This window comes from Nocardioides sp. (assembly GCF_035576065.1).
Lineage (GTDB): Bacteria > Actinomycetota > Actinomycetes > Propionibacteriales > Nocardioidaceae > Nocardioides.
Genome location: NZ_DATLWX010000026.1, coordinates 45,286 through 71,435 on the forward strand (window position 1 = coordinate 45,286; position 26,150 = coordinate 71,435).

Below are 26,150 nucleotides of genomic sequence, written 5' to 3' on the forward strand. Positions count from 1 at the left end.
GGCGAGCCTAGACCCGGTCAGCAGGACTTGTCGTAGACGCCCGCTCGAGTGGGCGGTGCGTCCACCGACAGCGTGTTGGGGGCCTCGAGGGTCCAGTGACGGACCCAGTCCATCTGCATCCGGCTGACGTTCATGGCGCGGTCCGGCTTCGCCTCCATCGTGAAGCGCACCGTGAGCGGCACTCCCGAGACCAGCTCGGCGCGGTTCTCGGTGAAGACGACGTGCGCGTCGATGAACCACGAGATCCGCTCGCGCGTGACCTCGACCGCGTAGGTGTGCCAACGGTCGCGGCCCAGGTCCATGCCCGTCCGTGACGCTCGGTGGGCCACGTCGGGCAGGGCCCGGGCGTAGACGTGGGCGGTGCTGGCGTTGGGGGTGTAGCTGACCATGGAGATGTTGCGGCCACCGCAGTTCTGCTCGGCACCGGCAGCGGGCACCAGCTCCGCGAGCACGCGGAAGCGGCCGTTGCCGCGGCCGTACTGCCGACTCCGCAGCCTCGTCTCCCAGCGACCGACTGCTGCTCCCGGGCCGGCCAGCGTCGCGCTGAGGCTGTCGGCGCCGGTCGTGTTCAGGGTCAGCATGCCGTTCTGGTGCCAGACCTGACCGGGGCCGGACGGCTGCCACTGGGGGCCCATCTGACCGGTGTACGGCACCTCGAACTCTTCGCGCCACCCCACGCCCTGGTTCCACCAGCCGTAGGTGGTGCCGGCGTGGATCGGGCCGGGCTCGGCACCGGCGTGGTCGGCATGGGCAGGAGCGCTGGTCAGCGCAGGACTCAGCAGGGTGGCCAGGACGACGCCGGCGAGAACGACAGCGCGGCGGGGTCGGGCACCGAGAAGCGAGGAGGTCATGGTGACCGACCGTACGCGGTGTCATCGGGATGGGGGCAAGTTCCGGAGAAGCTCCGCCCGCCCCTCAACCGGGCGAACGCCTGACTCAGTCGCCGAGGCGCGCCCCGGCAGGCACGGTGGTCCCCCGCGCCCAGTCGGCTGCCCGCATCTGCTTGCGGCCGTGGGGCTTGACCTCCCCCAGCTCGACCGGATCCGTGGCAGTGCCGACGAACACGGCGTTCTTGGTGACCTCCAGGACGCCCGGCTCGAGCCGCTCGCCGCCCCGGACGACGCTGACCGGGCCGAGCTTGAAGCGCTCGCCCTCCCAGGTGCTCCAGGCCCCCGGCGCGGGGGTGCAGGCGCGGATCTGGCGGCCCAACCCAGCGGCGGGCTCCTGCCAGTCGATCCGCGCGTGGTCGACGAGGATCTTCGGAGCGAAGCTCACGCCCTCGCCGGACTGGTCACGCGCCGCGAGGGAGCCGTCGGCGATGCCGTGCATCGTCTGAACGAGCAGCTCGGCACCACCCAGCGCGAGTCGCTCGAGCAGCTCACCGGCGGTGTCGGTGGGGCGGATCCGCTCGGTCATCACCCCGAACACCGGTCCTGCGTCCAGCTCCTTGACGATCCGGAACGTGCTGGCCCCGGTCAGCTCGTCGCCGGCCCAGATCGAGTGCTGGACCGGAGCCGCGCCTCGCCAGGCCGGCAGGATCGAGAAGTGCAGGTTGATCCAGCCGTGCTCGGGGATGTCCAGGGCCGACTGGGGCAGCAGGGCGCCGTAGGCGACGACGGGGCACGCGTCGGGGCTCAGGTCCTTCAGCGCGGTCTGGAACTCAGGGTCACGGGGATGCCCGGGCTTGAGCACCGGCACGCCGAGCTCCTCACCGCGTATGCCGACCGGGCTGGCGACGAGCTTGCGGCCACGCCCCGCGGGTGCATCGGGGCGGGTGACGACCCCGACGAGCTCGTGACCGGAGGCCGCCAGGGCGTCCAGGGCAGGGAGGGCGACGTCGGGCGTGCCGGCGAACACGAGGCGCATCAGAGACCGAGTCCGAAGGTGCTGTGCGGGCTGACCTTGACGCTGGGCCGCTCGAGCCCGAACCACTCGGAATCGCGGATCTCCTTCATGGCGGCCTTGCGGGCCTCGGTGTCCAGCTTGTCGATGAACAGGATCCCGTCGAGGTGGTCGGTCTCGTGCTGGATGGCCCGGGCGAGCAGCTCGGAGCCCTCGATGCGCTGCTGTTCGCCGTACATGTCGAAACCGGTCGCGACGACCGAGAGTGCGCGGAGGCACTCGTAGGTGAGCTCGGGCAGGCTCAGGCACCCTTCGGCGCCGTCCTGGGTCTCGTCGCTCAGGGAGAGGACGGGGTTGACGAGGTGACCGACCTCGCCGTGGACGTTCCAGGTGAAGACACGCAGCCCGATGCCGATCTGGGGGGCCGCGAGGCCGGCACCGGGGGCGGCGAGCATCGTGTCGGTGAGGTCCTGGACCAGCGTGCGGATCTCCTTGTCGAAGTCGTCGACCTCGATGGCCCGTCTGCGCAGGATGGGGTCGCCGAACAATCGGATGGGCTGGACGGCCACAGGGTGCTTCTCCTCGGTCGGGAGGCACCAATCCTAGAGGCGGACCCAGGGCGGTCCGGCATCAGCGCCGTGCTCGGTCAGATCACCAGCGGATCGACCTGGATGCGGACGGCGTCGAGCTTGCGGGCGCTGCGAACCCGCTGCAGCTCACCCAGGGCATCGGACAGCGCCTGCCCGGATGCGAGAGGCACCCGGATGACGACTCGTTGCTCCCCCTTGTCGCTGTCCACCGGCACCGGTCCCAGGACGTCCGCCACATCGGGGAGGGCGAGCAGGGTGAGCGCGTCGTCCAGGGCACCGGGCACCCCCGTGATCGTGGCGAGGCGGGCCGCGGGCGGGAGATGGGTCTGCGACCGCTCCCCGAGCTCCCGGCTCGCGAACCCAGCCGGGTCCCAGCGGACCAGCGCCTGGAGGACCGGGAGAGCGGGATCGCCGACCGCCACCACCCTTCCCCCCGGGCGCACCAGACCGGCGGCTCCGAGCCAGCGGCGCAGCGCCTCCTCCGACGAGCGAAGGTCGTCGCGGGCCAGGGTGAGCCACGTGTCGAGGATGACCACCGCGGCATATCCACCCTCAGCAGGCGGCTCGGCGCCGACCGTGGCCACCACGATGTCGCAGCGGTCCGAGACTCCAGCGAGCACACGGTCACTGCTCGAGGTCCGGATCGTGGTGCCGGCGAACGACCGACCCAGCTCCTCGGCCGTCCGGGCCTCCCCCCGGATCGGCGCACGCAGTCCGCGGTGGCCGCACTCCCGGCACGCCCAGGCCGGGTCGGGCGTCCCGCACCACCGGCAGGTCGGCGGTGTCGTCGGGCCGCCCAGCACGAGCGGCCCGGCGCAGGACTGGCACCGCGCCGGTGTCCGGCAGCGCTCGCACGCGAGGGACGGGGCATAGCCGGCGCGCGGGGTCTGGACCAGGACCGGGCCGGTCGTCAGTCCCTCCCGGATAGCGTCGTACGCCGCCCGCGGGATTCGTGACCCCACGGCACGGTCCTCCCCCGGCACCACGTCGACCCGCGCCCGGTCACGGAGCACCGACCGCTCCGTCGTGAGCTCGTGAGCCCAGCCGGACGCGAGCAGCAGCACGCTCTCGCACGTGCGGGCGAACCCGGCGACGAGCATCGCAGTGCCCTGCACCTCAGCACGCATGGCGAGCATCTCGCGGACATGCGGGTATGGCGCCCGCGGCTCGGCGTGCAGGTCGTCGCCGTCGTCCCAGATGACCACCAGACCGAGATCGCAGACCGGGGCCAACGCAGCCGACCGGGCGCCGACGACCACCCGACGCGCTCCCCGTGAGACGGAGAGGAAGTCGCGGTATCGCTTCGCGGGACCGGCCTCGGCACTCAGCACCACGTGTTGGTCGGGGCCGAGAACGGTCTCGAGGGCTGCGGAGACTCGCGTCGCGTCCCGCTGGTCAGGGACACAGATCAGCGAGCCACGGCCCGCGGCGAGGGTGGCCGCGACCGCGTGGGCGAGCATCGTCGGCCAGTCGTCGCCCGGGGCGGCGTTCCACACCGCCCGTGGCGTGCTCCCGGCGCGGAGGTGCGCCAGGAACGTCGCCCCATGGACGACGTGCCCCCACGTCTGCGGGTCCGATTGGGCGCTCAGAGCCGGGGCGGGTGGCGAGGGTTCCTTCTCGACGGCGGCGTGACGCGGGGGCACGGCCAGCCGCATGACGTCGGCGCGCGCTCCGGCGTACCTCTCGGCAATGCGGGCCGTGAGCTCAGCCACCTCCGGGCTCAGGACCGGCTCGGCGCTGATGACCCGGCGCAGTGGCTGCAGCTTCCCCGGGTGCCCGCTGCCGTCCGCGCGCTCGAGGACGAACCCGTCGACGTCCTGGCCCGCGAAGCGGACCTTGACCCGAGCACCCGGCACAGCCGTCGCCGCGTCCTTCATCGGCACCGCGTAGTCGAAGGGGCGGTCGAGATGCGCGAGCGGTATGTCGACCAGCACCCTGGCGACCGGATCGACGTCGGCCGGCTCGAACTCCGCCGCCCGGCGCGCCCGCGTCGCCGCTGCCTTCACCTTGGCGTCCGCCACGGCAGCGCGCAGACCGGGCAGCATCTGCGCTGGCTCGGTCTCAGGGCTGGTCATGCGGCGCATTCAACCAGCGGCCACCGACGACTCTCTCGGCCCACGGACTTCCTGACCGAGTCATGCACTTCGTGGCCTTTGCAACGGTAAGGAAGTGCAGGAGTCCCCGCTTAAGCGGGGACTCCTGCACCCACAAGCAGACCTCAGGCGCCCGCAGCAGCCTTGAGCTTCTCGGCCCGGTCGGTCGTCTCCCAGGTGAACTCGGGAAGCTCGCGCCCGAAGTGGCCGTAGGCCGCCGTCTTGGCGTAGATGGGACGGAGCAGGTCGAGGTCGCGGATGATCGCGGCCGGCCGCAGGTCGAAGACCTCGAGGACCGCCTGCTGGATCGCCTCGTCGGAGACGATGCCGGTGCCGAAGGTCTCGATGAAGACGCCGACGGGCGCGGCCTTGCCGATGGCGTAGGCGACCTGCGCCTCGCAGCGACGGGCGAGCCCGGCGGCAACGACGTTCTTGGCGACCCAGCGCATCGCGTAGGCGGCCGAGCGGTCGACCTTCGAGGGGTCCTTGCCGGAGAACGCTCCACCGCCGTGGCGGGCCATCCCGCCGTACGTGTCGACGATGATCTTGCGCCCGGTCAGGCCGGCGTCGCCCATGGGCCCGCCGACGACGAACTTGCCGGTGGGGTTGACGAGCATGCGATAGCCGTCGGAGGGGATGCTGAAGCTGGCCAGCACCGGGTCGATGACGTGCTGCTTGATGTCGGCCTCGAGGGTGGAGTGCCCCACGTCCTCGGAGTGCTGGGTGGACAGGACCACGGTGTCGACGCGGGTGGGACGGTCGTCCTCGTCGTAGGCGATCGTGACCTGGGTCTTGCCGTCCGGACGCAGGTAGTCCAGCGTGCCGTCCTTGCGGACCTCGGTCAGCCGCTGCGAGAGCCGCTGGGCGATCATGATCGGCAACGGCATCAGCTCAGGGGTGTCGTCGCAGGCGTAGCCGAACATCAGGCCCTGGTCGCCGGCTCCGCGCATGTCGAGGTCGTCCTCGGAGTCACCGACGCGGGCCTCGATTCCTTGGTCGACGCCCGCGGCGATGTCCGGGGACTGGGCGCCGATCGCGACCTGGACGCCACACGTGGTGCCGTCGAAGCCCTTGTCGGAGGAGTCGTAACCGATCTCGAGGATCTTGGCGCGGACGATGTCGGCCACCGGGGCGTAGGCCTGGGTGCGGACCTCGCCGGCGACGACGACGAGGCCGGTCGTGAGGAGGGTCTCGACGGCGACGCGGAGGTTCTCACGGTCGGAGTCGTGCTCCATGAGGTAGTCCAGGACGGCGTCGCTGATCTGGTCAGCGATCTTGTCCGGGTGACCCTCGGTCACGGACTCCGAGGTGAAGAGGCGTCCAGCCACAGTCGGTGCTCCTGTCATCGGTGCTCACTTGCTTGAGCCACGGTATCGGAGGCCCACTATGCAAGATCTGCGTCTCACCCAACGAATCGAGAAACGAGAAACGTCACGCCCCGACGGATGATCCGTCGGGGCGCGCCGTACGCGTGAGACTCAGAGCGAGGTGTCAGGACGTGCCTGGTGCTCCTGGACGCGCTGCTGGGACTCCGTGGTGCTCTGGCTGACGTCCGCGGCCTGCTGCTGGCCCTCGGCCTTCACCGTTGCCGCCGCGTCCTGGGCGGTCGTCTTGACCGAGTCGGCAGCCTCCATGGCGGGCTCCTTGAGGTTGGCGGCCGCCTCCTTGCCCAGCTCCTGGGCCTCCTCGAGGAGGGGCTGAGCCTTCTCCTTGACCGACTGGGCGGCCTGGCGCTCCCGCTCGCTGGCGGGGAGCATCGAGCCCACGAGCCAGCCGGCGCCGAGAGCGACGAGCCCTGCGGCCATCGGGTTGCCCTGTGCCTTGGTCTTGGCCGTGCTCGTGGCCTGACCCGGCATGCCGGCGATCCCGGAGGCGGTGCCGCTGACGCTGCCGCCCACCGAGCTGGCGGTGTCGTGGGCCGAGCCCATGACCTTGTCCTTGACGCCCACAGCGGCCCCCTTGACCTTCTCGGTCTGACGCTTGGCGATGTTCCCGGGGGTCACGGCCTCGCCGAGCGCGTTGACGTTCTGGCTCAGGTTGGCGCGAGTCTGGTCGATCTCCGCACGCAGGGCGTCCGGATCGTTGCTCGTGCTCACGTTCTGGTTGGGGTTGTCGTAGTTGGTCATCGTGTTCCCTCATTTCCCTTCAGTGCATCGGGCACGCGCTTCGCCGTGTCGGCGGTGCGCTCCAAACCGGTCACTTCCTTGAGCTCCTTGCGCCCCATCGACGCCAGCACGGCGGCGACGATGCCCCAGAGGACGGCGACGATCAGGAACGCCCAGCCCCAGCTGCCGTCGAGCAGCTCGACAAGGAGCACCCACAGCGCCAGGGACAGGAACAGCAGGACGAAGTGCCCTGCCACGCCAGCACCCGCCAGCATCCCGCCGGCCTTCCCGGCCTTGGTCGCCGACTGGGTGGCCTCGGCCTTCGCCAGCGCCACCTCCTGGCGCAGGAGCGTGGTGAGGTCGGTGGAGATGTCGGAGATCAGCGCCCCGATGGACGAGACCTCCCCCTTCTCGTAGGTCCCGTGCGAACCTTCCAACGGCTCCGCGGGCGGGATGGCGTCGGCGATCGAGCGATCGCCTCCACCCACGCCCGAGCTCGCGGTCGAGCCGCTCATCAGCGCTTCTCCTCGCCGTACGGCCCCGACGGCTCTCCGCCCCAGGTCCGGGTGGTGTCGGTCAGCGGGTCTTCGACCGAGGTGCCGGTGACCAGCGCGTCGTCGTTGATCGGGTCGTTGAACGAGGTGGTCGCCGGGGTGGGCGGCATCGTCGACATGCCGACCGGTGCGTCGGTGTAGGCACGCTGGCCGGGCACGGAGGTGTAGGAATCCGTCGCCGGGGTCGACGCCATGCGGCGACCGCTGGCGACGTCGCTGCCGCTGTCGTCGCGTGCCTGGTCGGCCAGGCCTCGGGTCATCCGGCCGCCGATGAGTCCGGCGACCGCGGCTGCGGCCAGGAACGCGCCGGGGCGACGGCGGGCGAACGAGCGGACCTCGTCGAGCACCTCGCCGGGCTGGCGCTGCTCGAGCCACTGCGCTGCCTCACGAACTCGGTCGCTGGCCTGCTGCGCGAGGTCGTGGACGAGACCCTCCTGCGAGCCGGTGCCCTGCACCAGGCCGGAGAGCTCGTCGGCCAGTGCGCTCAGCCCGCCTGCGGCGCGCTGGTGCTGGCTCTGGACCTGCTGGTCGAGCTCGACCTTGGCCTGGTCGTAGACCTGGCGGGCTTGCACCTTCGCCTCGCCTGCCACCTGGGCGGCCTGGTCCTTGGCGGTCGCTGCGGTCTGCTGCCCCGCCGACTTCGCGTCACCCGCGACCCCGCGCGCCTCTTCGGCTGCGACGTCACGCGTGCTGTCTTGCGCGCTGCCGGAAGTCCAGTCGGTGGGCTGGTCGCTGTCGCCGCCGGCTCCGCTGCTGGAGGGAGTGCCATAAGTCTGGGACATTGATCGCTCCTGTCGGTCGTGGAGGACGGTCGTCCCCCAGCACCCGACACTTCCCACCTTCGCCCAGACTCGCTACACCCCAGTGGGTCAACGGCATCGATCTTCACCCCTTCGGGGGAGAGATCGGGCAACTTGGGCGGATTCAGCGAGCGAGGTCGCCGGCGAACCGGCGGGCCACTTCGTCCCAGATGACTTGGGCGAGGGCCGCCTTCGTGCCACGGGGTACGTCGACACTGGTGCCGTCCGCTCCGAGGATCACCGCCTCGTTGTCCGGACTCCCGAACACCGCTCCGCCGCTCACGTCGTTGACCACGAGCAGGTCGCAGCCCTTGCGGGTCAGCTTGGCGCGCCCGAGCTCGAGGACGGAGCCCTGCGAGTCACCCGTCTCGGCGGCGAACCCCACGATGACCGAGCCCTCATGGAGCCGGCGGTGGGAGATCTCGCGCAGGATGTCGGGGTTCTGCTCGAGCTCGATCACCGGCGACGTCCCGTCGTCGGCCTTCTTGATCTTGTCCTCGCTGACCACCGTCGGCCGGAAGTCCGCGGGGGCGGCTGCCATCACCACAGCGTCCGCGGACGCAGCGGCCGTCACCACAGCGTCGTGGAGCTCGGCCGTCGTCTCGACGGTGACCACCTTCACCCCGGCGGGGTCGGGCAGCGACACGTTGGCCGCGACCAGGGTGACCTCGGCCCCCCTGGCAGCTGCGACCCGAGCCAGGGCATAGCCCTGCAGGCCCGAGGAGCGGTTGCCGAGGAAGCGCACCGGGTCGAGGTATTCACGCGTGCCACCGGCGCTCACCACCACGTGGCGGCCGGCCAGGTCGGGACGCGAGACGCCACGGGACAGCACGTCCATCGCGATGTCGAAGATCTCCGAGGCCTCGGGCAGGCGGCCCTTGCCGGTGTCCTTGCCGGTCAGGCGACCCTCCGCCGGCTCGATCACCACCGCACCACGCCCGCGCAGGGTGGCGACGTTGGCGACGGTCGCGGGGTGCTCCCACATCTCGGTGTGCATCGCCGGAGCGAACACGACCGGACAGCTGGCCGTCAGCAGGGTGTTCGTGAGCAGGTCGTCGGCCAGACCGTGGGCGGCCCTGGCCATGAGATCGGCCGTGGCCGGAGCCACGACCACGAGGTCGGCATCCTGACCGATCCGGACGTGCGGCACGGCGTGGACGTCGGTCCACACCTCGCTCGAGACGGGTCTGCCGGACAACGCGGCCCAGGTCGCGGCACCCACGAACTCGAGCGCGGAAGAGGTCGGCACGACGGTGACGTCGTGACCCGACTCGGTGAGCCGACGAAGGAGCTCGCACACCTTGTACGCCGCAATGCCGCCACTCACACCGAGGACGACCCGGGGCCCAGAAGGTGCGACGGGGGTGGCCAGAGACCCTCCGTCATGAGCGCGAGGCCGCGCCCCCTCAGGGGGCACGGCCTCGACGGACTCAGTGGTCACACGTCACTCAGCAGCGTTGAACTGCGCCTGAGCCTCGGCGCGGGCGGTCGCGGCAGCGGCCTCCTCGGCGGCGAGCACGGCGGGGTCGACGTCTTCACACGTCAGCAGGTCCTCGTTGATCTCGCGCAGCGCGATCGAGAGCGGCTTCTCCTGGACGTGGGTGTCGACGAGCGGCCCGACGTATTCGAGCAGGCCCTCGCCGAGCTGGGAGTAGTAGGCGTTGATCTGCCGGGCGCGCTTCGCGCTGTAGAGGACGAGCTTGTACTTGCTGTCGGTCTTGGTGAGCAGGTCGTCGATCGAGGGGTTGGTGACACCCTCGGCGGCGATGTTGGGGGCAGACACAGCTAGAGCCTCACAATGTTGGTGGAGAACAGTCGGTCGACGCTTCTTCATGATCTGGAGCGCCGACTCTCATCAAGGCTACCAACTCCTCGGCTGCAGCGTGAACTTCGTGGTTCACCACCGTCAGGTCGAACTCGCTCTCGGCGGCCATCTCGACCCGCGCGGTCTCCAGTCGACGCTCGCGCTCGGCCGCGGTTTCGGTGCCACGACCGATCAGTCGACGTTCCAGCTCCTCCCACGACGGAGGCGCCAGGAAGACGAAGAACGCGCCCGGCATCGTCTCGCGCACCTGTCGGGCGCCCTGGAGGTCGATCTCCAGCATCGCGGGGTGACCGCTCGCCAGCGCGAGCTCGACCGGCCCGCGCGGCGTGCCGTAGCGGTGGGTGCCGTGGACGACCGCCCACTCGAGCAGGTCACCGCGCCCCGCCATGGCGTCGAAGTCGGCGTCCGAGACGAACCAGTAGTGGACGCCGTTCTCCTCGCCGGGCCGGGGTGGGCGGGTCGTGGCGGACACCGAGATCCAGACCTCGGGGTGGGTGCGTCGCACCTCGGAGGCGACCGTGCCCTTGCCGACCGCGGTGGGTCCCGCCAGCACGATGAGTCGTGACCTGGGGCGCGTGCTCTCCTCGTTCAAGACGGCTCTTGCGGGCCGAACTCGCGCGTCAGCGCTGCGACCTGCTTGATGCCGAGCCCGCGGACGCGGCGACTCTCGGCGATGCTGAGCCGGGTCATCACCTGGCGCGCGCGCACCTTGCCGAGCCCCGGCATCGACTGCAACAGCTCGACGACGCGCATCTTGCCGATGACCTCGTTCTCCCGGCCCTCACGCAGGACATCGACGATGGAGGCGCCGGAGTTCTTGAGGCGGTTCTTCACCTCTGCCCGCTCGCGGCGGGAGGAGGCGGCCTTGGCGAGCGCGGCTTGGCGCTGCTCGGGCGTGAGTGGGGGCAATGCCACGAAATCGGATCCTAGTCAGGCGGGGACGGTCGCGTCAGCGTCAATCTAGTCAGAACGCCAGTCGGCAGGCAATCGGCGCCCGGCTCAGCGGTCGAGTTCACTGGTTGAGCGGCGTCTTGCACACGTCCAGGGCCTGCTGCTCGATCCCCGACATCGCCTGCACGGTGGCCTCGTCGCCCAGGTCGCGGGCGGCGCCGGTGATGGCGTTGCGCTCCTCGGCAGGCAGGCTCTCCAGGGTCGTCTTCGGGTCGTATGCCGACGGGTCGACGTCCGCCTCGTCGAGAGCAGCCTCCAACGCCTCGATGCGGCTGATCACCTGACTCCACTCGTCACGCAGGTCGGTCGGTGCCTGATCGGCGAGATCACGGTAGTGGTCGAGCGCCTCGAAGACCGCGCCCGGCTCGGTGCTGGCCGCGATGTCGCTCAGGGCGGTCTGGTGCTCCTGGACAGCCTGGCAGTAGTCGCTGTCCGGTCCGGTCCGCTCCTCGCCCACACAGCCCGTCAGCGCGACGGTCGCAACAACCGCGAGCGCCACGGAGGCACGCGCCTTCATGCGTCGCCCAGTGACGCGACGGCCTCGTTGTCGCGACGAGCGGCCTCGCGCAGGGAGGCCAGGTCGGGGCCGGCCGAGAGGACCGAGCGCGACGAGCTGGGCAGCACGTGGGGTGACGTGGGTCCGAAGATGCGCCGGATGTCCTCGACGGTGCCGCCCTGGGCGCCGTACCCGGGTGCCAGCACCGGGCCGTTGAAGTCGAAGCGTTCGGCCGAGGAACCGATGGTGGCACCGATCACGGCACCCACGTCGCCGAGCGGTCGCGCGTCGGCGTTGACGCGGGCGAGGTGGGCGAACATCGTCCCGGCCACCGTGGCCCCGTCGTCGGTGCGAGCGTGCTGGACCTCGGGGCCCTCCTTGTTGGAGGTGAGCGCGAGCACGAAGACGCCGGCGTCGTGGCGGCGGGCCGTGTCGATCATCGGCTCGATGGACCCGAAGCCGAGGAACGGGCTGACTGTGATGGCATCGCTGGCGAGCGGTGAGGAGGGGTCGAGGTAGGCGTCGGCGTAGGCCTGGCTGGTCGATCCGATGTCGCCGCGCTTCACGTCCAGCAGCACGAGCGCCCCGGCGGCCCGCGACTCCGCGATCACCCGCTCGAGGACAGCGATGCCGCGAGAGCCGAAGCGCTCGTAGAAGGCGCTCTGGGGCTTGACGACGCTCACCTCGGGGGCGACCGCCTCGACCACGGTCAGGGCGAACCTCTCCAGCCCCGCGACGGAGTCGTCGAGCCCCCACTCGTGCAGCAGCGAGGCGTGCGGATCGATCCCCACGCACAGCCTGCCTCGCGTGGCCATCGCGTCGTGGAGCCGGGCGCCGAACCTCATCGCGTGTCCTCTTCTCTGGTCAGGGCGGCACGCACACGTGCCACCGTGGTCGGATCATGCAACAGGGCGGTGCCGATCTGGACGGCGCTGGCCCCGAGGTCGAGCAGGCGGCGGGCGTCCTCGACGCTGCTCACCCCGCCCGCGCCGATCACGTCGACATTGTCCAGTGCGGACACGACCTCGACCAGGCACCGCATCGAGACCGGCCCGATCGCCGGGCCGCTCAGGCCCCCCGGGCGGCCGTCGGGCATCGCGGCGGGGATCGAGTTGCCCACGACGACCGCGCTCGCGCCCGCGTCGACGGCTCCCCGCGCTCCCTCCACGACCCGCGTGAGGTCGGGTCGCAGCTTGGCGAGCACCGGCAGGTCGGCAGGGAACTCACGACGGACGGCTGCCACCACACTGGCCGCGTGATAGGGCTCGCGGACGTCGAAGAGTCCTTCGCCGACCTGGTTGGGGGCGCCGAGGTTGATCTCGATCCCGGCCACGCCGGGGGCCCGGCTGAGTCGGCGGGCGAGGTCGGCGTACTCCCCCATGCTGCCGCCGGCGATCGAGACGAAGACGTGCGCGCCGGCCCGGACCAGCCAGGGCAGCTCGGTGGCGAGGAAGTGCTCGAGACCGGGATTCTGCAGGCCGATCGCATTGACCAGCCCGCTCGGGCTCTCGGCGATGCGGGGAGCGGGTCCACCGGCGCGTGGGTCGAGGGTGATCGAGCGCGTGACGAAGTCGAGGCCGACGAGGTCGGCGTACGCCGCCAGCTCCCGTCCGGTGCCACCGCAACCGCTCGCCACCATGACCGGCCCGGGTTGCCTGCTCATCTGATGGCCTCCCAGTCCACGCGGTCCCCCCGGATCACCGGGCCGTCCACGCAGCCCCGGACCAGCCGGGAGACACCGTCCTGGGAGACCACCGGGACCGGGCAGCCCTGGCACAGTCCGGTCGCGCAGGGCATCGGCGTCTCGAGGGCGACCTGGCTCCACGAACCCCGGCGTTCGGCCGCGGCAGCGACGGCCCGCAGCATCGGGAGTGGTCCGGCCGCGTAGACCACGTCGGTGTCCGCCCGCTCGAGGACGCCCTCGATGTGGGTGCCGACGTCGCCACGCACACCGACCGAGCCGTCACCGGTGATCACGGTGACGGCGCGAGCGGACCGCCGAGCCTCCAGCGCGGACAGCAGGCCGGCCTCGTCGGGGCCCGCCACGACGAGGGTGACCGCACAGCCGCGTTGGCGGAGCCGCTCGGCCAGCGGGAACAGCGGTGCCGCACTGTGCCCGTCGCCGACGAGCACGCAGGCGACGGGCTCGCGTGGCAGGGCGAACGGACGTCCCAGTGGCCCGGTGACCTCCAACCGGGCGCCCACCGGGCGCTGCGCGAGCCAGGTCGTGCCCGGCCCCACCGCCTTGACGACCACGTCGAGCGTCGCCCCGAAGGCCCCCGCCTCCTTGACCCGATGGATCCACAGGGGTCGCCGCGCGAGGCGACCACCATCCACGCTGACCGCCACGAAGTTGCCGGCCCGGAAGCGCTGGGGGATGCCGGGCGCAGCGATCGTCAGGAGTCGGTAGGCGCCGACCTTCTTGGTCGCCAGCACCTCGCCGGTGACGTGCAGGGGCCCGTGCTCGTCAGCCAAGCGCGCTCACCAGCGTCCTGGGCCACAGCGGTCCTTCGTAGACGAACGCGGTGTAGCCCTGCAGGAGCTGGGCTCCCGCGGCCTGGCGCTCACGCGCGTCCTGGGGCGTGCTGATCCCGCCCACGCCGATCAGGGTCATGTCGTCACCGACCCGACCGCGCAGTGCGCGCATCACGTCGTTGGCCCGTCGCGTCAAGGGCCGTCCCGACAGGCCTCCGGCGCCGATCGCCGACACGTCGGTGTCGCTGCTGCGCAGGCCGGCCCGGCTGACGGTCGTGTTCGTGGCGATCATCCCGTCGAGGCCGAGTGCCACGGCCAGGTCTGCGGTGGCCAGCACGTCCTCGTCGCTGAGATCGGGCGCGATCTTCACCAGCAGCGGGACCCTCGCCTCGGTCACGCGGTCGGCCTGCGCGCGGACCGCCCGGAGCAGCGGCTCGAGCTTGTCGACGGCCTGGAGGTCCCGGAGTCCGGGGGTGTTGGGAGAGCTGACGTTGACGACCAGGTAGTCGGCGTACGGCGCAAGCAGGCCAGCGCTCTTCTCGTAGTCGGCCACCGCGTGCTCCTCGGGGACCACCTTGGTCTTGCCGATGTTGACGCCGAGCACGGGACCGACCCCGGCGGGTCCCATGCGCTGCCGGCGAGCGGCCAGCCGCCTCGCCACGGCCTCGGCGCCGTCGTTGTTGAAGCCCATCCGGTTGACGACCGCGCGGTCCGCCGGCAGCCGGAACATCCGCGGGGCGGGGTTGCCGGGCTGTGGCTCGCCGGTAACGGTCCCGATCTCGACGTGCCCGAAGCCCAGCGCGGCCAGGGCGTCGATGCCGACGGCGTTCTTGTCGAAACCCGCGGCCAGACCCAGGGGATGCGAGAAGTGCAGGCCCATCGCGGTGACCGGCTGCCCGCTCGGCCGCGGCAGCCGACTGGTCGCAGGTGCGGCCGCCCGGATCGCGGCGAAGGCAGCGTGGTGTGCGCGCTCGGGGTCGGTCCGGCTGAGCAGGTGGTCGAAGAGGAGGCGGTAGGGCCGCCCCATCAGCGCGCCTCGAGGGTCGACGCGTTCCACTCCTGGAGGCTGCGGACCCCGATGCCGCCGGCGGCGAGCGCCTCGATCCCCTGCACCGCAGCACCGAGGCCCTGCACGGTCGTGATGCACGGGATGTTGGCCCGCACGGCGGCCGTGCGGATCTCGTAGCCGTCGACGCGGGCCGACCCGCTCGTCGAGTAGGGCGTGTTGACCACGAGGTCGATGCCGCCGTTGCGGATCAGCTGCACGGTGGTCTGTTGACCCTCGGGGCCCTCCCCCTCGTGGTGCTTGCGCACGGTGGTGACCTGGACGCCGTTGCGACGCAGCACACCGGCGGTGCCGGCGGTGGCCAGGATCTCGAAGCCACGCTCGGCGAGCACCTTGATCGGGAAGATCATGTTGCGCTTGTCACGGTTGGCCACCGAGACGAAGACGCGTCCGCTGGTCGGCAGCGACCCGTAGGAAGCCGTCTGAGCCTTGGCGAAGGCCCGGCCGAAGTCGGCGTCGAAGCCCATCACCTCTCCGGTCGACTTCATCTCCGGACCGAGGATGGTGTCGACGTTGCGACCGTCGGGCGTCTTGAACCGGTTGAACGGCATCACGGCCTCCTTGACCGCGATGGGGGCGTCCTCGGGCAGGTCTCCCCCGTCGCGCTGCGGCAGGACGCCGGCAGCGCGGAGGTCGGCGATCGACTCGCCCAGCATCACCCGGGCTGCTGCCTTGGCCAACGGGGTGCCCGTCGCCTTGGAGACGAACGGGACGGTGCGCGACGCCCGCGGGTTGGCCTCGAGGACGTAGAGCACGTCGGAGGCCCAGGCGAACTGGATGTTGAGCAGGCCACGCACGCCCACTCCGCGCGCGATGGCCTCGGTGGCCTGTCGGATGCGGGCGATCTCGCTGGCACCGAGGGTGATGGGCGGCAGTGCGCAGGACGAGTCGCCCGAGTGGATCCCGGCCTCCTCGATGTGCTCCATCACGCCACCGAGGAAGAGCTCCTCGCCGTCGAAGATCGCATCGACGTCGATCTCGATGGCGTCGTCGATGAACCGGTCGACCAGCACCGGGTGCTGGGGACTGATGTCGGTGGCGCGGTCGATGTAAGCGCGGAGGCGGTCGTCGTCGTAGACGATCTCCATCCCCCGTCCGCCCAGGACGTAGGACGGTCTGACCAACACCGGATAGCCGATGTTGTCGGCGATGCGCTTGGCATCGGCGTACGACGTCGCCATGCCGTGCTTGGGGGCGGGCAGCCCGGCGTCGGCGAGCACTTTGCCGAAGGCGCCGCGCTCCTCGGCCAGGTGGATCGACTCGGGGCTGGTGCCGACGATCTTCACGCCCGCGTCTGCGAGGCCCTGGGCCAGTCCGAGCGGGGTCTGGCCCCCGAGCTGACAGATGACGCCGGCGATGGGCCCGGCTGCAGCCTCAGCGTGGACGATCTCGAGCACGTCCTCGAGGGTGAGGGGCTCGAAGTAGAGGCGGTCACTGGTGTCGTAGTCGGTGGAGACGGTCTCGGGGTTGCAGTTGACCATGATCGTCTCGTAGCCGGCCTCGCTCAGAGCCATGCTGGCGTGCACGCAGGAGTAGTCGAACTCGATCCCCTGCCCGATCCGGTTGGGCCCGCTGCCGAGGATGATCACGGCTTCCTTGCCCTCGGCCCGTGGCCGGACCTCGGTCTCCTCGTCGTAGGAGGAGTAGTGGTAGGGCGTCTGCGCGTCGAACTCGGCCGCACACGTGTCGACGGTCTTGTAGACGGGTCGGAGACCGAGCGCCTGCCTGACTCCCCGAACGACGTCCTCGCGCATCCCGCGGATCCCGGCGATCTGCGCGTCGGAGAAGCCGTGGCGCTTCGCGAGGCGCAGGGTCGCGTGGTCGAGCTTGGGAGCAGCCGCGACCTCGCCCGCGACCTCGTTGATCAGGAACAGCTGGTCGACGAACCACGGATCGATCTTCGTGGCCTCGAAGACCTGCTCCGCCGAGGCGCCGGCGCGGATCGCGTCCATCACCGTGCGCAGACGGCCGTCGGTCGGCGTACGCGACTTCTCCAGCAGGGCCGAGACGTCGCCGACAGGTGCCGCGAAGTCAAAGATCGCGTCGGGGCTCTCCAGCGATCGCAGGGCCTTCTGCAGCGACTCGGTGAAGTTGCGGCCGATCGCCATGGCCTCGCCGACGCTCTTCATGTGCGTGGTCAGCGTCGGGTCGGCGCCGGGGAACTTCTCGAAGGCGAAGCGCGGCACCTTGACCACGACGTAGTCGAGGCTCGGCTCGAAGGAGGCAGGCGTCTCTTGCGTGATGTCGTTGCGGATCTCGTCGAGGGTGTAGCCGATGGCGACCTTTGCCGCGATCTTGGCGATCGGGAAGCCGGTCGCCTTGGAGGCCAGGGCGCTCGAGCGGGAGACGCGGGGGTTCATCTCGATCACGATCAGGCGCCCGTCGGCGGGGTTCACTGCGTATTGGATGTTGCAGCCTCCCGTGTCGACGCCGACGCTGCGGATGATGTCGATGGCCAGGTCACGCATCGCCTGGTATTCGCGGTCGGTGAGGGTCATGGCCGGCGCGACGGTGATCGAGTCGCCGGTGTGGACGCCCATCGGGTCGAGGTTCTCGATCGAGCAGATGATCACCACGTTGTCGGCGGTGTCGCGCATGACCTCGAGCTCGTACTCCTTCCAGCCGATGATCGACTCCTCGAGCAGCACCTCGGTGGTCGGGCTCGCGTCGAGACCGGAGCCACCGATGCGCAGGAGGTCCTCCTCGTTGTAGGCCATCCCGGAGCCGGTGCCGCCCATGGTGAAGGAGGGGCGGACCACCATCGGGTAGCCGAGCTCATCGACCGCGGCCAGGAGGTCATCGGTCGAGTGGCAGATCACGCTGCGGGCGCTCTCGCCGCCGAGCTCGGCGACGATCTTCTTGAAGACCTCGCGGTTCTCGCCGCGGTTGATCGCCTCGATGCTGGCGCCGATGAGCTCGACGGAGTACTTCTCCAGCACGCCCGCCTCATCGAGCTGCATCGCACAGTTGAGCGCGGTCTGCCCGCCGAGGGTGGCAAGGAGGGCGTCCGGACGCTCCTTGGCGATCACCTTCTCGACGTATTCAGCTGTGATCGGCTCGATGTAGGTCGCGTCGGCGAACTCCGGGTCGGTCATGATCGTCGCCGGGTTGGAGTTGACGAGGATGACCCGCAGCCCCTCGTCCTTGAGCACCCGGCACGCCTGGGTGCCGGAGTAGTCGAACTCGCAGGCCTGCCCGATGATGATCGGCCCGGAGCCGATCACGAGGACGGACTTGATGTCGTCGCGCTTCGGCATCTCAGGCCGTCCCGTCCATCAGGCTGGTGAAGCGGTCGAAGAGGTACGCCGCGTCGTGCGGGCCCGCCGCGGCCTCGGGGTGGTACTGCACGGAGAAGCTCTTGAGCGCACCGGTGTCGTCGCGCAGCTCGAGGCCCTCGACGACGTCGTCGTTGAGGCAGACGTGGCTCACCGAGGCCATGCCGTACGGCGTTGGGACGCCTTCACCGAGGGGGACCCCGTCGGGCCACTGCACCGCGAACCCGTGGTTGTGCGCCGTCACCTCGACCTTGCCGGTGGTGCGGTCCATGACCGGCTGGTTGATGCCGCGGTGGCCGTACTTCAGCTTGTAGGTGCCGAAGCCGAGCGCCCGGCCGAAGAGCTGGTTGCCGAAGCAGATGCCGAAGTAGGGCAGTCCCCGTCCCAGCGCCTCCTGGAGCAGCGCGACCTGGTCGGTGGTCGCGGCCGGGTCGCCCGGACCGTTGGAGAAGAAGAGCCCGTCGGGCTCGACCGCCAGGACGTCCTCGATCGTCGAGGCCGCCGGCAGCACGTGCACCTCGACCCCGCGCTCGCTCATCATCCGGGGGGTGTTGGTCTTGATGCCGAGGTCGATGGCCGCGACCACCAGCGGCTTCTCGCGGCCCGCCACGCTCGCGGCGGCGACCACGTATGCCTCGGTCGTGGAGACCGCTTCGCTGAGGTTTGCACCGACCATCCCGCCGGAGTCCAGCACGCGCTGGAGCAGGGCCCCGGCGTCGGTCTCGGTCGTGGAGATCCCGACCCGCATCGCTCCTCGCTCGCGCAGGTGCCGGGTCAGGGCCCGGGTGTCGATGTCGCTGATCCCGACGACACCCTGCTCCCGGAGCTCATCGTCGAGGCTGCGCTGCGAGCGCCAGTTGGACGGGACACGCGCCGGGTCGCGCACGACGTAACCGGCGACCCAGATCCGTGCGGACTCCGTGTCGTCGTCGTTCATGCCGGTGTTGCCGACGTGGGGGGCCGTCATCACGACGACCTGGCGGTGATAGCTGGGATCGGTCAACGTCTCCTGGTAGCCGGTCATGCCGGTGGAGAAGACCGCCTCGCCGAAGGTCTCTCCCTCGGCGCCGAAGGCGTGTCCGAGGAAAGACCGCCCGTCCTCGAGGACGAGCAGTGCGGGGGCGCGTGAGGACAACGCCGTACCTCCTTCTCCGCCTCACAGGACGGATCGTTAAAGGATGTTGAGCGGGGCCGACTCTAGCAGCGCACGAGGCCCGCCCGGCCATTGCCGCTGTGTCCGAGACCACGTCGTCGCTCCCCCCGTTTCGGTGAACGAGCGTGCACTATGGACACATACCGGCGGTACGCCGCAGTCGACCAACGTACGGAGCATCCATGCCTCGCCCCCTGGCCCTCGCCGCCGCTTCCGCCGCCGCTTCCGCCGTCACGATGGGCTCCCTCCTGCTCACCCCGGTGCCGGCGGAGGCCTCGGTCACGATCCCGATCAGCTGCGTCGCAGGCGAGGTCGTGCTGACCACCGACGACACGCACTACGAGCTCGTCGGCGCCTGTGGGACCGTGATCGTGCAGGCCGATCGTTCGACCGTCACGATGTCGACGGCCACGCGCCTCTACGTCACCGGGGCGGACACCCACGTGACCGCGAAGCCCCAGACGCTCGTCGAGATCAGTGGCGCCAACAGCTCGGTCTCGATGCCGTCGGCCACCTCGCTCTCCCTCACGGGGACCGGGTCGGAGGCGTCGGTCACGGGCCTCGTCGAGCACGTCAGGATCGAGGCCGCCGGCGCGTCCCTGAGCGCCGACCGCACGCACGTGCTCGTGGTGCGCGGCTCCGGCAACATCGTCGACGGGGGCCATGGCTTCCGGACCCGCGTCATCGGCGACAGCAACGCAGTGGCACACGATCTGCTCGACCGGCTCCGCGTCCGCGGAGACTCCAACGTCGTCACCGTGGCGTCGGGTCGCACCTCGTCCAAGGTCGTGGGCACCGGCAACTCCGTGTCCGTGGTGGCTGCGCGCCGCTGAGGTCGAGACCACGCGTGCCGCCAGGCCGGAACAATCCGGGCGATCCGGGTCGTCGCCCGGGCTGGGCAGGTAGTTGACTGTGCCCCGACAACTTCGTCGACGAAAGGTTCCTTCCGTGCGCGCTCACTCCACCAGCCTGTTGCTGCTTGCCGCCGTCCTCCCGCTCGCTGCGATGGCTCCGGCCCAAGCAGACGTCGTGGTCGACTGCGCGGGTGGGGCGGTCACGGTCGACCAGTCCAACGAGATCGTCACGGTGACCGGGATCTGTACCGCCATCACCATCAGTGGCAGCAACTCGGTCGTCACGATCCCCGACGCGACCGCGCTCAATGTCACCGGAGCCAACCTCGACATCTCCGCGGGAGTCATCAGCGGCGCCGCGATCCTGGGCGGTGGCAACGCCAACGTGTCAGCCACGTCAGCCGGCAGCCTCGACATCCCCGGCGCCAACACCACCGCAGGCTTCGCAGGGTCCGTCGGCCCCGTCTCCCTTTCAGGTGGCAACGCCACGCTGACAGCCGCCAGCGCGGACAGCGTCCTGGTCACGGGCCCCAACACCACTGCGGTGTTCGCGGGCGACGTCCGCACTGCCACCGTCAGGAATGGCAACGTCTCGATCAAGGCGGCCCGCCTGGGGGCGACCTCCATCACTGGCGCCAACAACACGATCGTCGCGAAGGCGGGCCAGAAGCTCGTCATCCGTGGCGGCAACAACTCGGCGCGCTACCGCACGCTCAAGTCGGTCAAGGTGATCGGTGTGAACACGTCCGTCACCGTGAAGAGGGGCAAGACCAAGGTCGTCGTCCGCGGGACCAACAACTCGATCGTCGTGCACGACCGCATTTGATCACCTACCGAGCGACCGCCGGCTGGAGGTCGAGCCACCGCGCCAGCGACTCGATCTCCAGCTGGACCGCCTCTCGCCGGTCGGCCGAGAAGGGCTCGTCCTCGTGCACCGCGTTGGTCACGAGCAGTCCTCCCCGGCGATCAGCCGTCACATCGACCTTGCCGACGAGACGGTCGCCGTCGAGGATCGGCATCGCCCAGTAGCCCCACTTCCGCTTCGCCGCCGGCTTGTACATCTCGAGCTGGTAGTCGAACTCGAAGATCTCGGCCATGCGCCGGCGATCGAAGACGAGCCGGTCGAGTGGCGACAACAGGGCCACTCGAGGCGTGAGTTCCTGCTCGAGGTAGGCCGGATCGACCCGCCACGTCCCGCGCAGGCCCTCGATCACCGCGGGCTCGCCGGCCTCACCCACGTCGTTCGGCTCGTTCGGTGCGATCGCCGCCCTGCCCCTGGCGATGCCGAGCGACCGCAGGCGGCGTACGGACCGGACGTGGAGGGCCTCCGCGAGAGGCACGACCGGCTCGTCGGGATAGACCCGCTCGGCGAGGTCCCACAGCTTGTCGCGGCCCTCGTGGCCGACCGGTGCGATCTCGCCGCGCTCAACCATCCGGTCGAGCAGCATCCGGATGTTGCGGTCGTTGTTCCACCCGCTCGACTCCCACGGCACGAGCGTGGTGTCGGGAAAGGACCGAGCGGTCAGTGGACCCTCGTCGTGGAGCTTGCCCAGGATGTCGCGCCGGGTGTCGTCGTTGGCCTCGACCCAGTCGCGGACGTCGACCTGCCACTCCTTGAGCTCGCCGGCACCCGGCCACGCTGCCATCTCGGCGCGGTAGAGCTTGAGGTCAGCCGCCGGACGCAGCATGGAGTGCAGCTCGATCAGCGATCCTGCCGCCACCGCGTCGTCGACGTCGCCGGGTCGACTGCGCTCCCCCAGCCGGCTCCACGTGACGACCTGCGCGCTGGGCGCCACCGCGGCGGTCGGCTCGGCCTGGAGGAGGGTCAGGTGGTCCACCATGGCCTCGAAGCTGCTCGGCCGGTCGGCGGAGAGGAGCTGGGCAAGCACCGCGACCCGCCGGGCATCGGCACGGGAGAGCTCGTGGGTCACGCGACGAAGATGCAGAAGACGTGGCCGGCCGGGTCGGCGTACGCCCGCAACGGCTCCTCCGGGTCATCGGACCTGTCGTGGCGGAGGTCCCCGCCGAGCTCGAGCACCCGCTCGTGCTGCTCGTCGAGCTCCTCGACGCTGTCCACGGTGAGGTCGAGGTGGAGCTGCATCGGCACGCGGGGGTCGGGCCAGGTCGATCGCTGCAGGTGGTCGGTCAGCTGGAAGGCGAGCCGACGGTTGTCGTCGTGGTCGGTCAGGACCAGCCAGTCCTCGCCATCGCTCGGCTCCTCGTCCCCGGCCCGGTAGCGCAGGTCGAGGAGCTGGCGCCAGAACTCCGCCGTGCCCCCCACGTCGTCGGTGTCGAGGACCGTATGCAGGAGGCGAGGCACGGCCATCAGTAGAGTCCCTTCGCGTAGTTCTCCGGGCGGTAATAGTCGTCGAGGTCATCAAGGGACTTGCCGGGTTGGGGCTCGAGCTCCTGCGCGATCACCGCGCGGCGCGGCACGACGGCCTCGGGGTCCCAAGTCTCTGGCTCCCAGAGGCGCGAGCGCATGAAGGCCTTGCCGCAGTGGAAGTAGACGGTCTCGATGTCCACCACGAGGGCGAGGATCGGTCGCCGGTCACGAACGGCCATCGCGTCGAAGAACGGCGCGTCAGCCACCAGCCTCGCGGAGCCGTTGATCCGCAAGGTGTCGGTTCGACCTGGGATGAAGAAGTCCAGCCCGACGTGAGGGTTGGCGATGACGTTGCGATAGCCATCGACGCGCTTGTTCCCCGGCCGTTCGGCCAGGGCGACGGTGGTCTCGTCGAGCACGTGCACGAGCCGGCCGGGCGGGTCGCCCTTGGGGCTCGCATCGCAGCGGCCCTCCGCGTCGGCAGTCGCCAGCATGCAGAAGGGCGACGCCGCCAGCCAGGCCCGGTCGATGTCGGTCAGCGTCGGGCGTTCCTTGCCGGCCGCCCGCTCCCCCGGCGTACCGACGACGGCCTCGAGCTGCTCCAGCGTGGTGATGTCCATGCGGCGAGCGTAGTGAGGTCCGGCCGGCGGCGGCCCGCGAACTCCCGCGCTACCGAACAGTCAGGGGGTCGTTCGGCGCCGCGAAGCCCCCGACTGTTCGGTAGCTCCGCGGTGCTGGTATGAGCGGTAGCTGAGTAGTCAGGCGGTCAGGGCGCCGTCGCGGACGGTGACCCGTCCGGCGTACACCGTGTGCACCACTCGCGAGGTCAGGGAGCGACCGTGCCACGGGTTGTTGCGCGAGAGCGACACCGAGTCGGCCCGGTCGATCGTGACGACGGCTCCGGGATCGACGAGCACCAGGTGGGCAGGCGTTCCGACGTCCAGCGACCCGTGGTCGGGCAGTCCGGCGATCCGGGCGGGGTTGGTGGACATCACGCGGGCGACCTGCGCCCATGTCAGGTCGGGTACGGCCGTTCGGACAACTGCAAGCGCCGTCTCCAGCCCGAGCATCCCGAAGGCCGCATCGACGAAGGCGTGCTCCTTGTCGTGGCGGGCGTGCGGCGCGTGGTCGGTGGCGACCGCGTCGATCGTGCCGTCCGCGAGCGCCACCCGCAGTGCCTCGACGTCCTCGGTGGGACGCAGGGGCGGATTGACCTTGAAGGTCGGGTCGTAGCCCGTCAGCAGGTCGGTGGTGAGGAGCAGGTGATGTGGTGTCACCTCGGCCGTCACGTCTATGCCCTGCGCCTTGGCCCAGCGGATCATCTCCACCGATCCGGCCGTCGAGACGTGGGCGATGTGGACCCGTGAGCCGGTGTGGCGAGCCAGCATCACGTCGCGCGCGACGATGACCTCCTCGGCGATCCCGGGCCAGCCGGGCAGTCCCAACCGGCCGGATATCTCGCCCTCGTGGCAGCACGCCGTCGGTCCGGCCAGGGCGGGATCCTGCGCATGCTGCGAGACCACCCCGCCGAAGGCCTTGACGTATTCCAGCGCCCGGCGCATCACGCGGGCGTCGTGGACGCACTTGCCGTCGTCGGAGAAGACCCTGACGGCCGCACGCGATCGGGCCATCAGTCCCAGCTCGGCCAGCTCCTCGCCGGCGAGGCCCTTGGTCACGGCACCGACGGGTCGTACGTCGACCAGGCCGGCCTCGCGTCCGAGGTCGAAGACCCTCAGGGCGGCCTCCGCGGTGTCGGTCACCGGTGAGGTGTTGGCCATCGCCAGCACGGCGGTGAACCCACCGACAGCGGCCGCGCGCGACCCGGTGAGGATCGTCTCGGCGTCCTCGCGCCCCGGCTCACGCAGGTGGGTGTGGAGGTCGACGAACCCGGGCAGGGCCACGAGCCCGTCGGCGTCGATGACCTCCGCGCCGGTGGGCGCCGCGTCCACGAACCGGCCCGCGTCGTCGACGTACAGGTCTCGTGTCTCCTCCCCCAGCACCGACGCGCCGGTGATGACGAGCGCCATCAGGACTCCTCTCCCGCAAGCAGGTGGTAGAGCACGGCCATCCGCACGGCGAGGCCGCTGGAGACCTGCTCCAGCACGACCGACTGGGCTGCGTCGGCGGCGTCGGCGGCGATCTCCAGACCGCGGTTCATCGGGCCGGGGTGGCAGATGGGGGCATCGGGCTTGAGCAGCGCGAGCCGGTCGCGGGTCAGGCCGTAGCCCACGGTGTACTCGCGAGCCGACGGGAAGTATCCGCCCGACATGCGCTCGCGTTGGACCCGCAGCATCATCACCGCGTCGGCGTCGGGCAGCACGTCGTCGATGTCGTACGAGGTCGCGAAACCGGCGTCCTTGGACCAGGGTCCGATGCCGCTGGGCATCAGCGTCGGCGGGGCCACGACGGTGACCCGCGCGCCGAGCTTGGTCAGGCACAGGACGTTGGACCGGAAGACCCGCGAGTGAGTCAGGTCGCCGATGATCGCGACGTGCTTGCCCTCGAGGCTGCCGAGGCGACGCTGCAGGGTGTAGGCGTCCAGCAGTGCCTGGGTCGGGTGCTCGTGCATCCCGTCGCCCGCATTGACGACCACCGCGTCGACCCACTCCGAGACCTGCTGGGCTGCACCCGACGCCGGGTGGCGGATGACGAGGCCGTCGACGCCCATCGCGCAGACGGTCATCACGGTGTCGCGCAGTGACTCGCCCTTGGAGGCGGACGAGCCCTTGGCAGAGATGTTGATGACATCGGCCGAGAGCCACTTGCCGGCGATCTCGAAGGACGAGCGCGTGCGCGTCGAGTCCTCGAAGAACATGTTGACCACGGTGCGACCGCGCAGGGCGGGCAGCTTCTTGACCTCGCGACGCTGCACGTCGTGCATGTCGGTGGCAGTCTCGAAGATCTGCTGGATCTCGGCGGGCGAGACGTCGTTGATCGAGAGCAGGTGCCTCACGAGATCGTCACCTCGTCGAGGTCGTCGCACTCTGCGAGCCGGACGCTGACGCGTTCGGAGCGGGCGCTCGGGAGGTTCTTGCCCACGTGGTCGGCCCGGATGGGCAGCTCGCGGTGCCCCCGGTCGATGAGCACCGCGAGGCGTACGGCGCTGGGCCGGCCGAGGTCGGCCAAGGCATCGAGGGCGGCGCGGATCGTCCGCCCGGAGAACAGCACGTCGTCGACCAGCACCACGACCTTGTCATCGATTCCCTCGGGCGGGATGACCGTCTTGTGTGCGCGCCTTGTCGGCTGCTTGCGCAGGTCGTCGCGATACATCGTCACGTCGAGCTCGCCGACCGCGACAGCCCTGCCCTCCACCGACTGGATGCGCTCGGCGATCCGGTGAGCCAACGGCACGCCGCGGGTGTGGAGGCCGAGCAGCACGAGGTCGGTCGCACCCTTGTTGCGCTCGAGGATCTCGTGGGCGATGCGGGTCAACGCCCGGGCGATGTCTCCGGGGTCGAGCACGATGCGAGGGTCGGCCACGTTGTTCGCCATGGGCCTCTGACCTCCTTCTCCGCCTCACGGGACGGCTCCTTAAAGGATGTCGAACGGCGCAGACGCTACCAGTGAATGAGTCCCCGCTTAAGCGGGGAGTCCTGCACTTCCTTACCGGGCGGAGTCCATCGGTCTAAGCAACGCTGACTGAGGAGCGTTGTGATGCCGAAGTGGATCTCGTTCGAGATGCAGGAGGAGTTCTTCGATCTGGTGTGTGGGGGTGCGCCGATCACGCATGCCGCTGATTGGTCTG

Annotated in this window: 27 protein-coding genes; 2 read left to right on the forward strand and 25 right to left on the reverse strand. The window is 70.3% G+C overall.

Annotated features, from left to right (window positions below; translation table 11 throughout):
- Positions 1 to 17 precede the first annotated feature (17 nt).
- From VNJ48_RS12850 to carA, 19 genes are all read right to left on the reverse strand, one after another.
- On the reverse strand, positions 18 to 851 hold the full coding sequence (locus tag VNJ48_RS12850; RefSeq protein WP_325602686.1) for a hypothetical protein: 834 nt from the start codon (positions 849 to 851) through the stop codon (positions 18 to 20).
- 85 nt (positions 852 to 936) lie between these two features.
- Positions 937 to 1,866: a methionyl-tRNA formyltransferase gene (gene fmt / locus VNJ48_RS12855; protein ID WP_325602688.1), complete on the reverse strand. Its 930-nt coding sequence runs from the start codon at positions 1,864 to 1,866 to the stop codon at positions 937 to 939.
- Positions 1,866 to 2,411 (reverse strand): peptide deformylase, encoded by a 546-nt coding sequence (def, locus tag VNJ48_RS12860; protein WP_325602690.1) that lies wholly within the window; start codon positions 2,409 to 2,411, stop codon positions 1,866 to 1,868. The genes fmt and def overlap by 1 nt, the downstream gene beginning before the upstream one ends.
- A gap of 77 nt (positions 2,412 to 2,488) precedes the next feature.
- Complete coding sequence (locus tag VNJ48_RS12865) at positions 2,489 to 4,507, reverse strand: primosomal protein N' (protein WP_325602692.1); 2,019 nt, start codon at positions 4,505 to 4,507, stop codon at positions 2,489 to 2,491.
- A gap of 143 nt (positions 4,508 to 4,650) precedes the next feature.
- The gene (metK, locus tag VNJ48_RS12870) at positions 4,651 to 5,853 is read right to left on the reverse strand and encodes a methionine adenosyltransferase (protein ID WP_325602694.1); all 1,203 of its coding nucleotides are present in this window, start codon (positions 5,851 to 5,853) and stop codon (positions 4,651 to 4,653) included.
- 150 nt (positions 5,854 to 6,003) lie between these two features.
- The gene (locus VNJ48_RS12875; RefSeq protein ID WP_325602696.1) at positions 6,004 to 6,651 is read right to left on the reverse strand and encodes a DUF3618 domain-containing protein; all 648 of its coding nucleotides are present in this window, start codon (positions 6,649 to 6,651) and stop codon (positions 6,004 to 6,006) included.
- A complete protein-coding gene (locus VNJ48_RS12880) occupies positions 6,648 to 7,145 on the reverse strand; it encodes a phage holin family protein (RefSeq protein WP_325602698.1) in 498 nt (165 codons plus the stop codon). Before VNJ48_RS12880 ends, VNJ48_RS12875 begins: the two co-directional genes overlap by 4 nt.
- Positions 7,145 to 7,966 carry a hypothetical protein gene (locus VNJ48_RS12885; RefSeq protein ID WP_325602700.1) on the reverse strand — a complete coding sequence of 274 codons (822 nt, stop codon included), beginning with the start codon at positions 7,964 to 7,966 and terminating at the stop codon, positions 7,145 to 7,147. The genes VNJ48_RS12880 and VNJ48_RS12885 overlap by 1 nt, the downstream gene beginning before the upstream one ends.
- A gap of 142 nt (positions 7,967 to 8,108) precedes the next feature.
- Positions 8,109 to 9,311 carry a bifunctional phosphopantothenoylcysteine decarboxylase/phosphopantothenate--cysteine ligase CoaBC gene (gene coaBC, locus VNJ48_RS12890; protein WP_325602702.1) on the reverse strand — a complete coding sequence of 401 codons (1,203 nt, stop codon included), beginning with the start codon at positions 9,309 to 9,311 and terminating at the stop codon, positions 8,109 to 8,111.
- Positions 9,312 to 9,428: 117 nt separating this feature from the next.
- Entirely contained in the window at positions 9,429 to 9,767 is a 339-nt protein-coding gene (rpoZ, locus tag VNJ48_RS12895) for a DNA-directed RNA polymerase subunit omega (RefSeq protein ID WP_325602704.1), read from the reverse strand.
- Between the two features lie 10 nt (positions 9,768 to 9,777).
- On the reverse strand, positions 9,778 to 10,401 hold the full coding sequence (gene gmk, locus VNJ48_RS12900; RefSeq protein ID WP_325602706.1) for a guanylate kinase: 624 nt from the start codon (positions 10,399 to 10,401) through the stop codon (positions 9,778 to 9,780).
- A complete protein-coding gene (mihF, locus tag VNJ48_RS12905; protein WP_325602708.1) occupies positions 10,398 to 10,724 on the reverse strand; it encodes an integration host factor, actinobacterial type in 327 nt (108 codons plus the stop codon). The genes gmk and mihF overlap by 4 nt, the downstream gene beginning before the upstream one ends.
- 97 nt (positions 10,725 to 10,821) lie before the next feature.
- On the reverse strand, positions 10,822 to 11,277 hold the full coding sequence (locus VNJ48_RS12910) for a hypothetical protein (RefSeq protein WP_325602710.1): 456 nt from the start codon (positions 11,275 to 11,277) through the stop codon (positions 10,822 to 10,824).
- Positions 11,274 to 12,101 (reverse strand): orotidine-5'-phosphate decarboxylase, encoded by an 828-nt coding sequence (pyrF, locus tag VNJ48_RS12915; protein ID WP_325602712.1) that lies wholly within the window; start codon positions 12,099 to 12,101, stop codon positions 11,274 to 11,276. The genes VNJ48_RS12910 and pyrF overlap by 4 nt, the downstream gene beginning before the upstream one ends.
- Positions 12,098 to 12,919, reverse strand: a complete 822-nt coding sequence (locus VNJ48_RS12920) for a tRNA-dihydrouridine synthase (protein ID WP_325602714.1) — start codon at positions 12,917 to 12,919, stop codon at positions 12,098 to 12,100. The genes pyrF and VNJ48_RS12920 overlap by 4 nt, the downstream gene beginning before the upstream one ends.
- Positions 12,916 to 13,731: a hypothetical protein gene (locus VNJ48_RS12925; RefSeq protein WP_325602716.1), complete on the reverse strand. Its 816-nt coding sequence runs from the start codon at positions 13,729 to 13,731 to the stop codon at positions 12,916 to 12,918. The genes VNJ48_RS12920 and VNJ48_RS12925 overlap by 4 nt, the downstream gene beginning before the upstream one ends.
- The gene (locus VNJ48_RS12930; RefSeq protein WP_414689949.1) at positions 13,724 to 14,788 is read right to left on the reverse strand and encodes a quinone-dependent dihydroorotate dehydrogenase; all 1,065 of its coding nucleotides are present in this window, start codon (positions 14,786 to 14,788) and stop codon (positions 13,724 to 13,726) included. The genes VNJ48_RS12925 and VNJ48_RS12930 overlap by 8 nt, the downstream gene beginning before the upstream one ends.
- Positions 14,758 to 18,054: a carbamoyl-phosphate synthase large subunit gene (gene carB / locus VNJ48_RS12935; protein WP_325602718.1), complete on the reverse strand. Its 3,297-nt coding sequence runs from the start codon at positions 18,052 to 18,054 to the stop codon at positions 14,758 to 14,760. The genes VNJ48_RS12930 and carB overlap by 31 nt, the downstream gene beginning before the upstream one ends.
- A 1-nt stretch (position 18,055) precedes the next feature.
- Positions 18,056 to 19,207: a glutamine-hydrolyzing carbamoyl-phosphate synthase small subunit gene (carA, locus tag VNJ48_RS12940; protein WP_325602720.1), complete on the reverse strand. Its 1,152-nt coding sequence runs from the start codon at positions 19,205 to 19,207 to the stop codon at positions 18,056 to 18,058.
- A 200-nt stretch (positions 19,208 to 19,407) separates the two neighbouring features.
- Here carA and VNJ48_RS12945 point away from each other — a divergent pair, with 200 nt between their 5' ends.
- Both VNJ48_RS12945 and VNJ48_RS12950 read left to right on the forward strand, forming a co-directional pair.
- On the forward strand, positions 19,408 to 20,058 hold the full coding sequence (locus VNJ48_RS12945; protein WP_325602722.1) for a hypothetical protein: 651 nt from the start codon (positions 19,408 to 19,410) through the stop codon (positions 20,056 to 20,058).
- Positions 20,059 to 20,173: 115 nt separating this feature from the next.
- A complete protein-coding gene (locus VNJ48_RS12950) occupies positions 20,174 to 20,905 on the forward strand; it encodes a DUF3060 domain-containing protein (protein WP_325602724.1) in 732 nt (243 codons plus the stop codon).
- A gap of 4 nt (positions 20,906 to 20,909) precedes the next feature.
- Here VNJ48_RS12950 and VNJ48_RS12955 read toward each other — a convergent pair whose 3' ends face one another.
- The 6 genes from VNJ48_RS12955 to pyrR all read right to left on the reverse strand — a co-directional run bounded on the left by VNJ48_RS12955 (position 20,910) and on the right by pyrR (position 25,897).
- Positions 20,910 to 22,010, reverse strand: a complete 1,101-nt coding sequence (locus tag VNJ48_RS12955; protein ID WP_325602726.1) for a DNA glycosylase AlkZ-like family protein — start codon at positions 22,008 to 22,010, stop codon at positions 20,910 to 20,912.
- Positions 22,007 to 22,405 (reverse strand): VOC family protein, encoded by a 399-nt coding sequence (locus VNJ48_RS12960; protein WP_325602728.1) that lies wholly within the window; start codon positions 22,403 to 22,405, stop codon positions 22,007 to 22,009. The genes VNJ48_RS12955 and VNJ48_RS12960 overlap by 4 nt, the downstream gene beginning before the upstream one ends.
- On the reverse strand, positions 22,405 to 23,025 hold the full coding sequence (locus VNJ48_RS12965; protein ID WP_325602730.1) for a pyridoxamine 5'-phosphate oxidase family protein: 621 nt from the start codon (positions 23,023 to 23,025) through the stop codon (positions 22,405 to 22,407). Before VNJ48_RS12965 ends, VNJ48_RS12960 begins: the two co-directional genes overlap by 1 nt.
- Positions 23,026 to 23,163: 138 nt before the next feature.
- On the reverse strand, positions 23,164 to 24,432 hold the full coding sequence (locus VNJ48_RS12970; protein WP_325602732.1) for a dihydroorotase: 1,269 nt from the start codon (positions 24,430 to 24,432) through the stop codon (positions 23,164 to 23,166).
- Positions 24,432 to 25,358, reverse strand: a complete 927-nt coding sequence (locus tag VNJ48_RS12975) for an aspartate carbamoyltransferase catalytic subunit (RefSeq protein ID WP_325602734.1) — start codon at positions 25,356 to 25,358, stop codon at positions 24,432 to 24,434. The genes VNJ48_RS12970 and VNJ48_RS12975 overlap by 1 nt, the downstream gene beginning before the upstream one ends.
- Positions 25,355 to 25,897 carry a bifunctional pyr operon transcriptional regulator/uracil phosphoribosyltransferase PyrR gene (gene pyrR, locus VNJ48_RS12980; RefSeq protein ID WP_325602736.1) on the reverse strand — a complete coding sequence of 181 codons (543 nt, stop codon included), beginning with the start codon at positions 25,895 to 25,897 and terminating at the stop codon, positions 25,355 to 25,357. The genes VNJ48_RS12975 and pyrR overlap by 4 nt, the downstream gene beginning before the upstream one ends.
- Positions 25,898 to 26,150: the final 253 nt, after the last annotated feature.

Excerpts from the sequence above, each read along its gene's own strand:
- VNJ48_RS12850 (WP_325602686.1), bottom strand. The coding sequence starts at position 851 with ATGACCTCCTCGCTTCTCGGTGCCCGACCCCGCCGCGCTGTCGTTCTC.
- fmt (WP_325602688.1), bottom strand. The coding sequence starts at position 1,866 with ATGCGCCTCGTGTTCGCCGGCACGCCCGACGTCGCCCTCCCTGCCCTG.
- VNJ48_RS12865 (WP_325602692.1), bottom strand. The coding sequence starts at position 4,507 with ATGACCAGCCCTGAGACCGAGCCAGCGCAGATGCTGCCCGGTCTGCGC.
- VNJ48_RS12875 (WP_325602696.1), bottom strand. The coding sequence starts at position 6,651 with ATGACCAACTACGACAACCCCAACCAGAACGTGAGCACGAGCAACGAT.
- VNJ48_RS12880 (WP_325602698.1), bottom strand. The coding sequence starts at position 7,145 with ATGAGCGGCTCGACCGCGAGCTCGGGCGTGGGTGGAGGCGATCGCTCG.
- VNJ48_RS12885 (WP_325602700.1), bottom strand. The coding sequence starts at position 7,966 with ATGTCCCAGACTTATGGCACTCCCTCCAGCAGCGGAGCCGGCGGCGAC.
- VNJ48_RS12910 (WP_325602710.1), bottom strand. The coding sequence starts at position 11,277 with ATGAAGGCGCGTGCCTCCGTGGCGCTCGCGGTTGTTGCGACCGTCGCG.
- pyrF (WP_325602712.1), bottom strand. The coding sequence starts at position 12,101 with ATGAGGTTCGGCGCCCGGCTCCACGACGCGATGGCCACGCGAGGCAGG.
- VNJ48_RS12920 (WP_325602714.1), bottom strand. The coding sequence starts at position 12,919 with ATGAGCAGGCAACCCGGGCCGGTCATGGTGGCGAGCGGTTGCGGTGGC.
- carB (WP_325602718.1), bottom strand. The coding sequence starts at position 18,054 with ATGCCGAAGCGCGACGACATCAAGTCCGTCCTCGTGATCGGCTCCGGG.
- VNJ48_RS12945 (WP_325602722.1), top strand. The coding sequence starts at position 19,408 with ATGCCTCGCCCCCTGGCCCTCGCCGCCGCTTCCGCCGCCGCTTCCGCC.
- VNJ48_RS12960 (WP_325602728.1), bottom strand. The coding sequence starts at position 22,405 with ATGGCCGTGCCTCGCCTCCTGCATACGGTCCTCGACACCGACGACGTG.
- VNJ48_RS12965 (WP_325602730.1), bottom strand. The coding sequence starts at position 23,025 with ATGGACATCACCACGCTGGAGCAGCTCGAGGCCGTCGTCGGTACGCCG.
- VNJ48_RS12970 (WP_325602732.1), bottom strand. The coding sequence starts at position 24,432 with ATGGCGCTCGTCATCACCGGCGCGTCGGTGCTGGGGGAGGAGACACGA.
- pyrR (WP_325602736.1), bottom strand. The coding sequence starts at position 25,897 with ATGGCGAACAACGTGGCCGACCCTCGCATCGTGCTCGACCCCGGAGAC.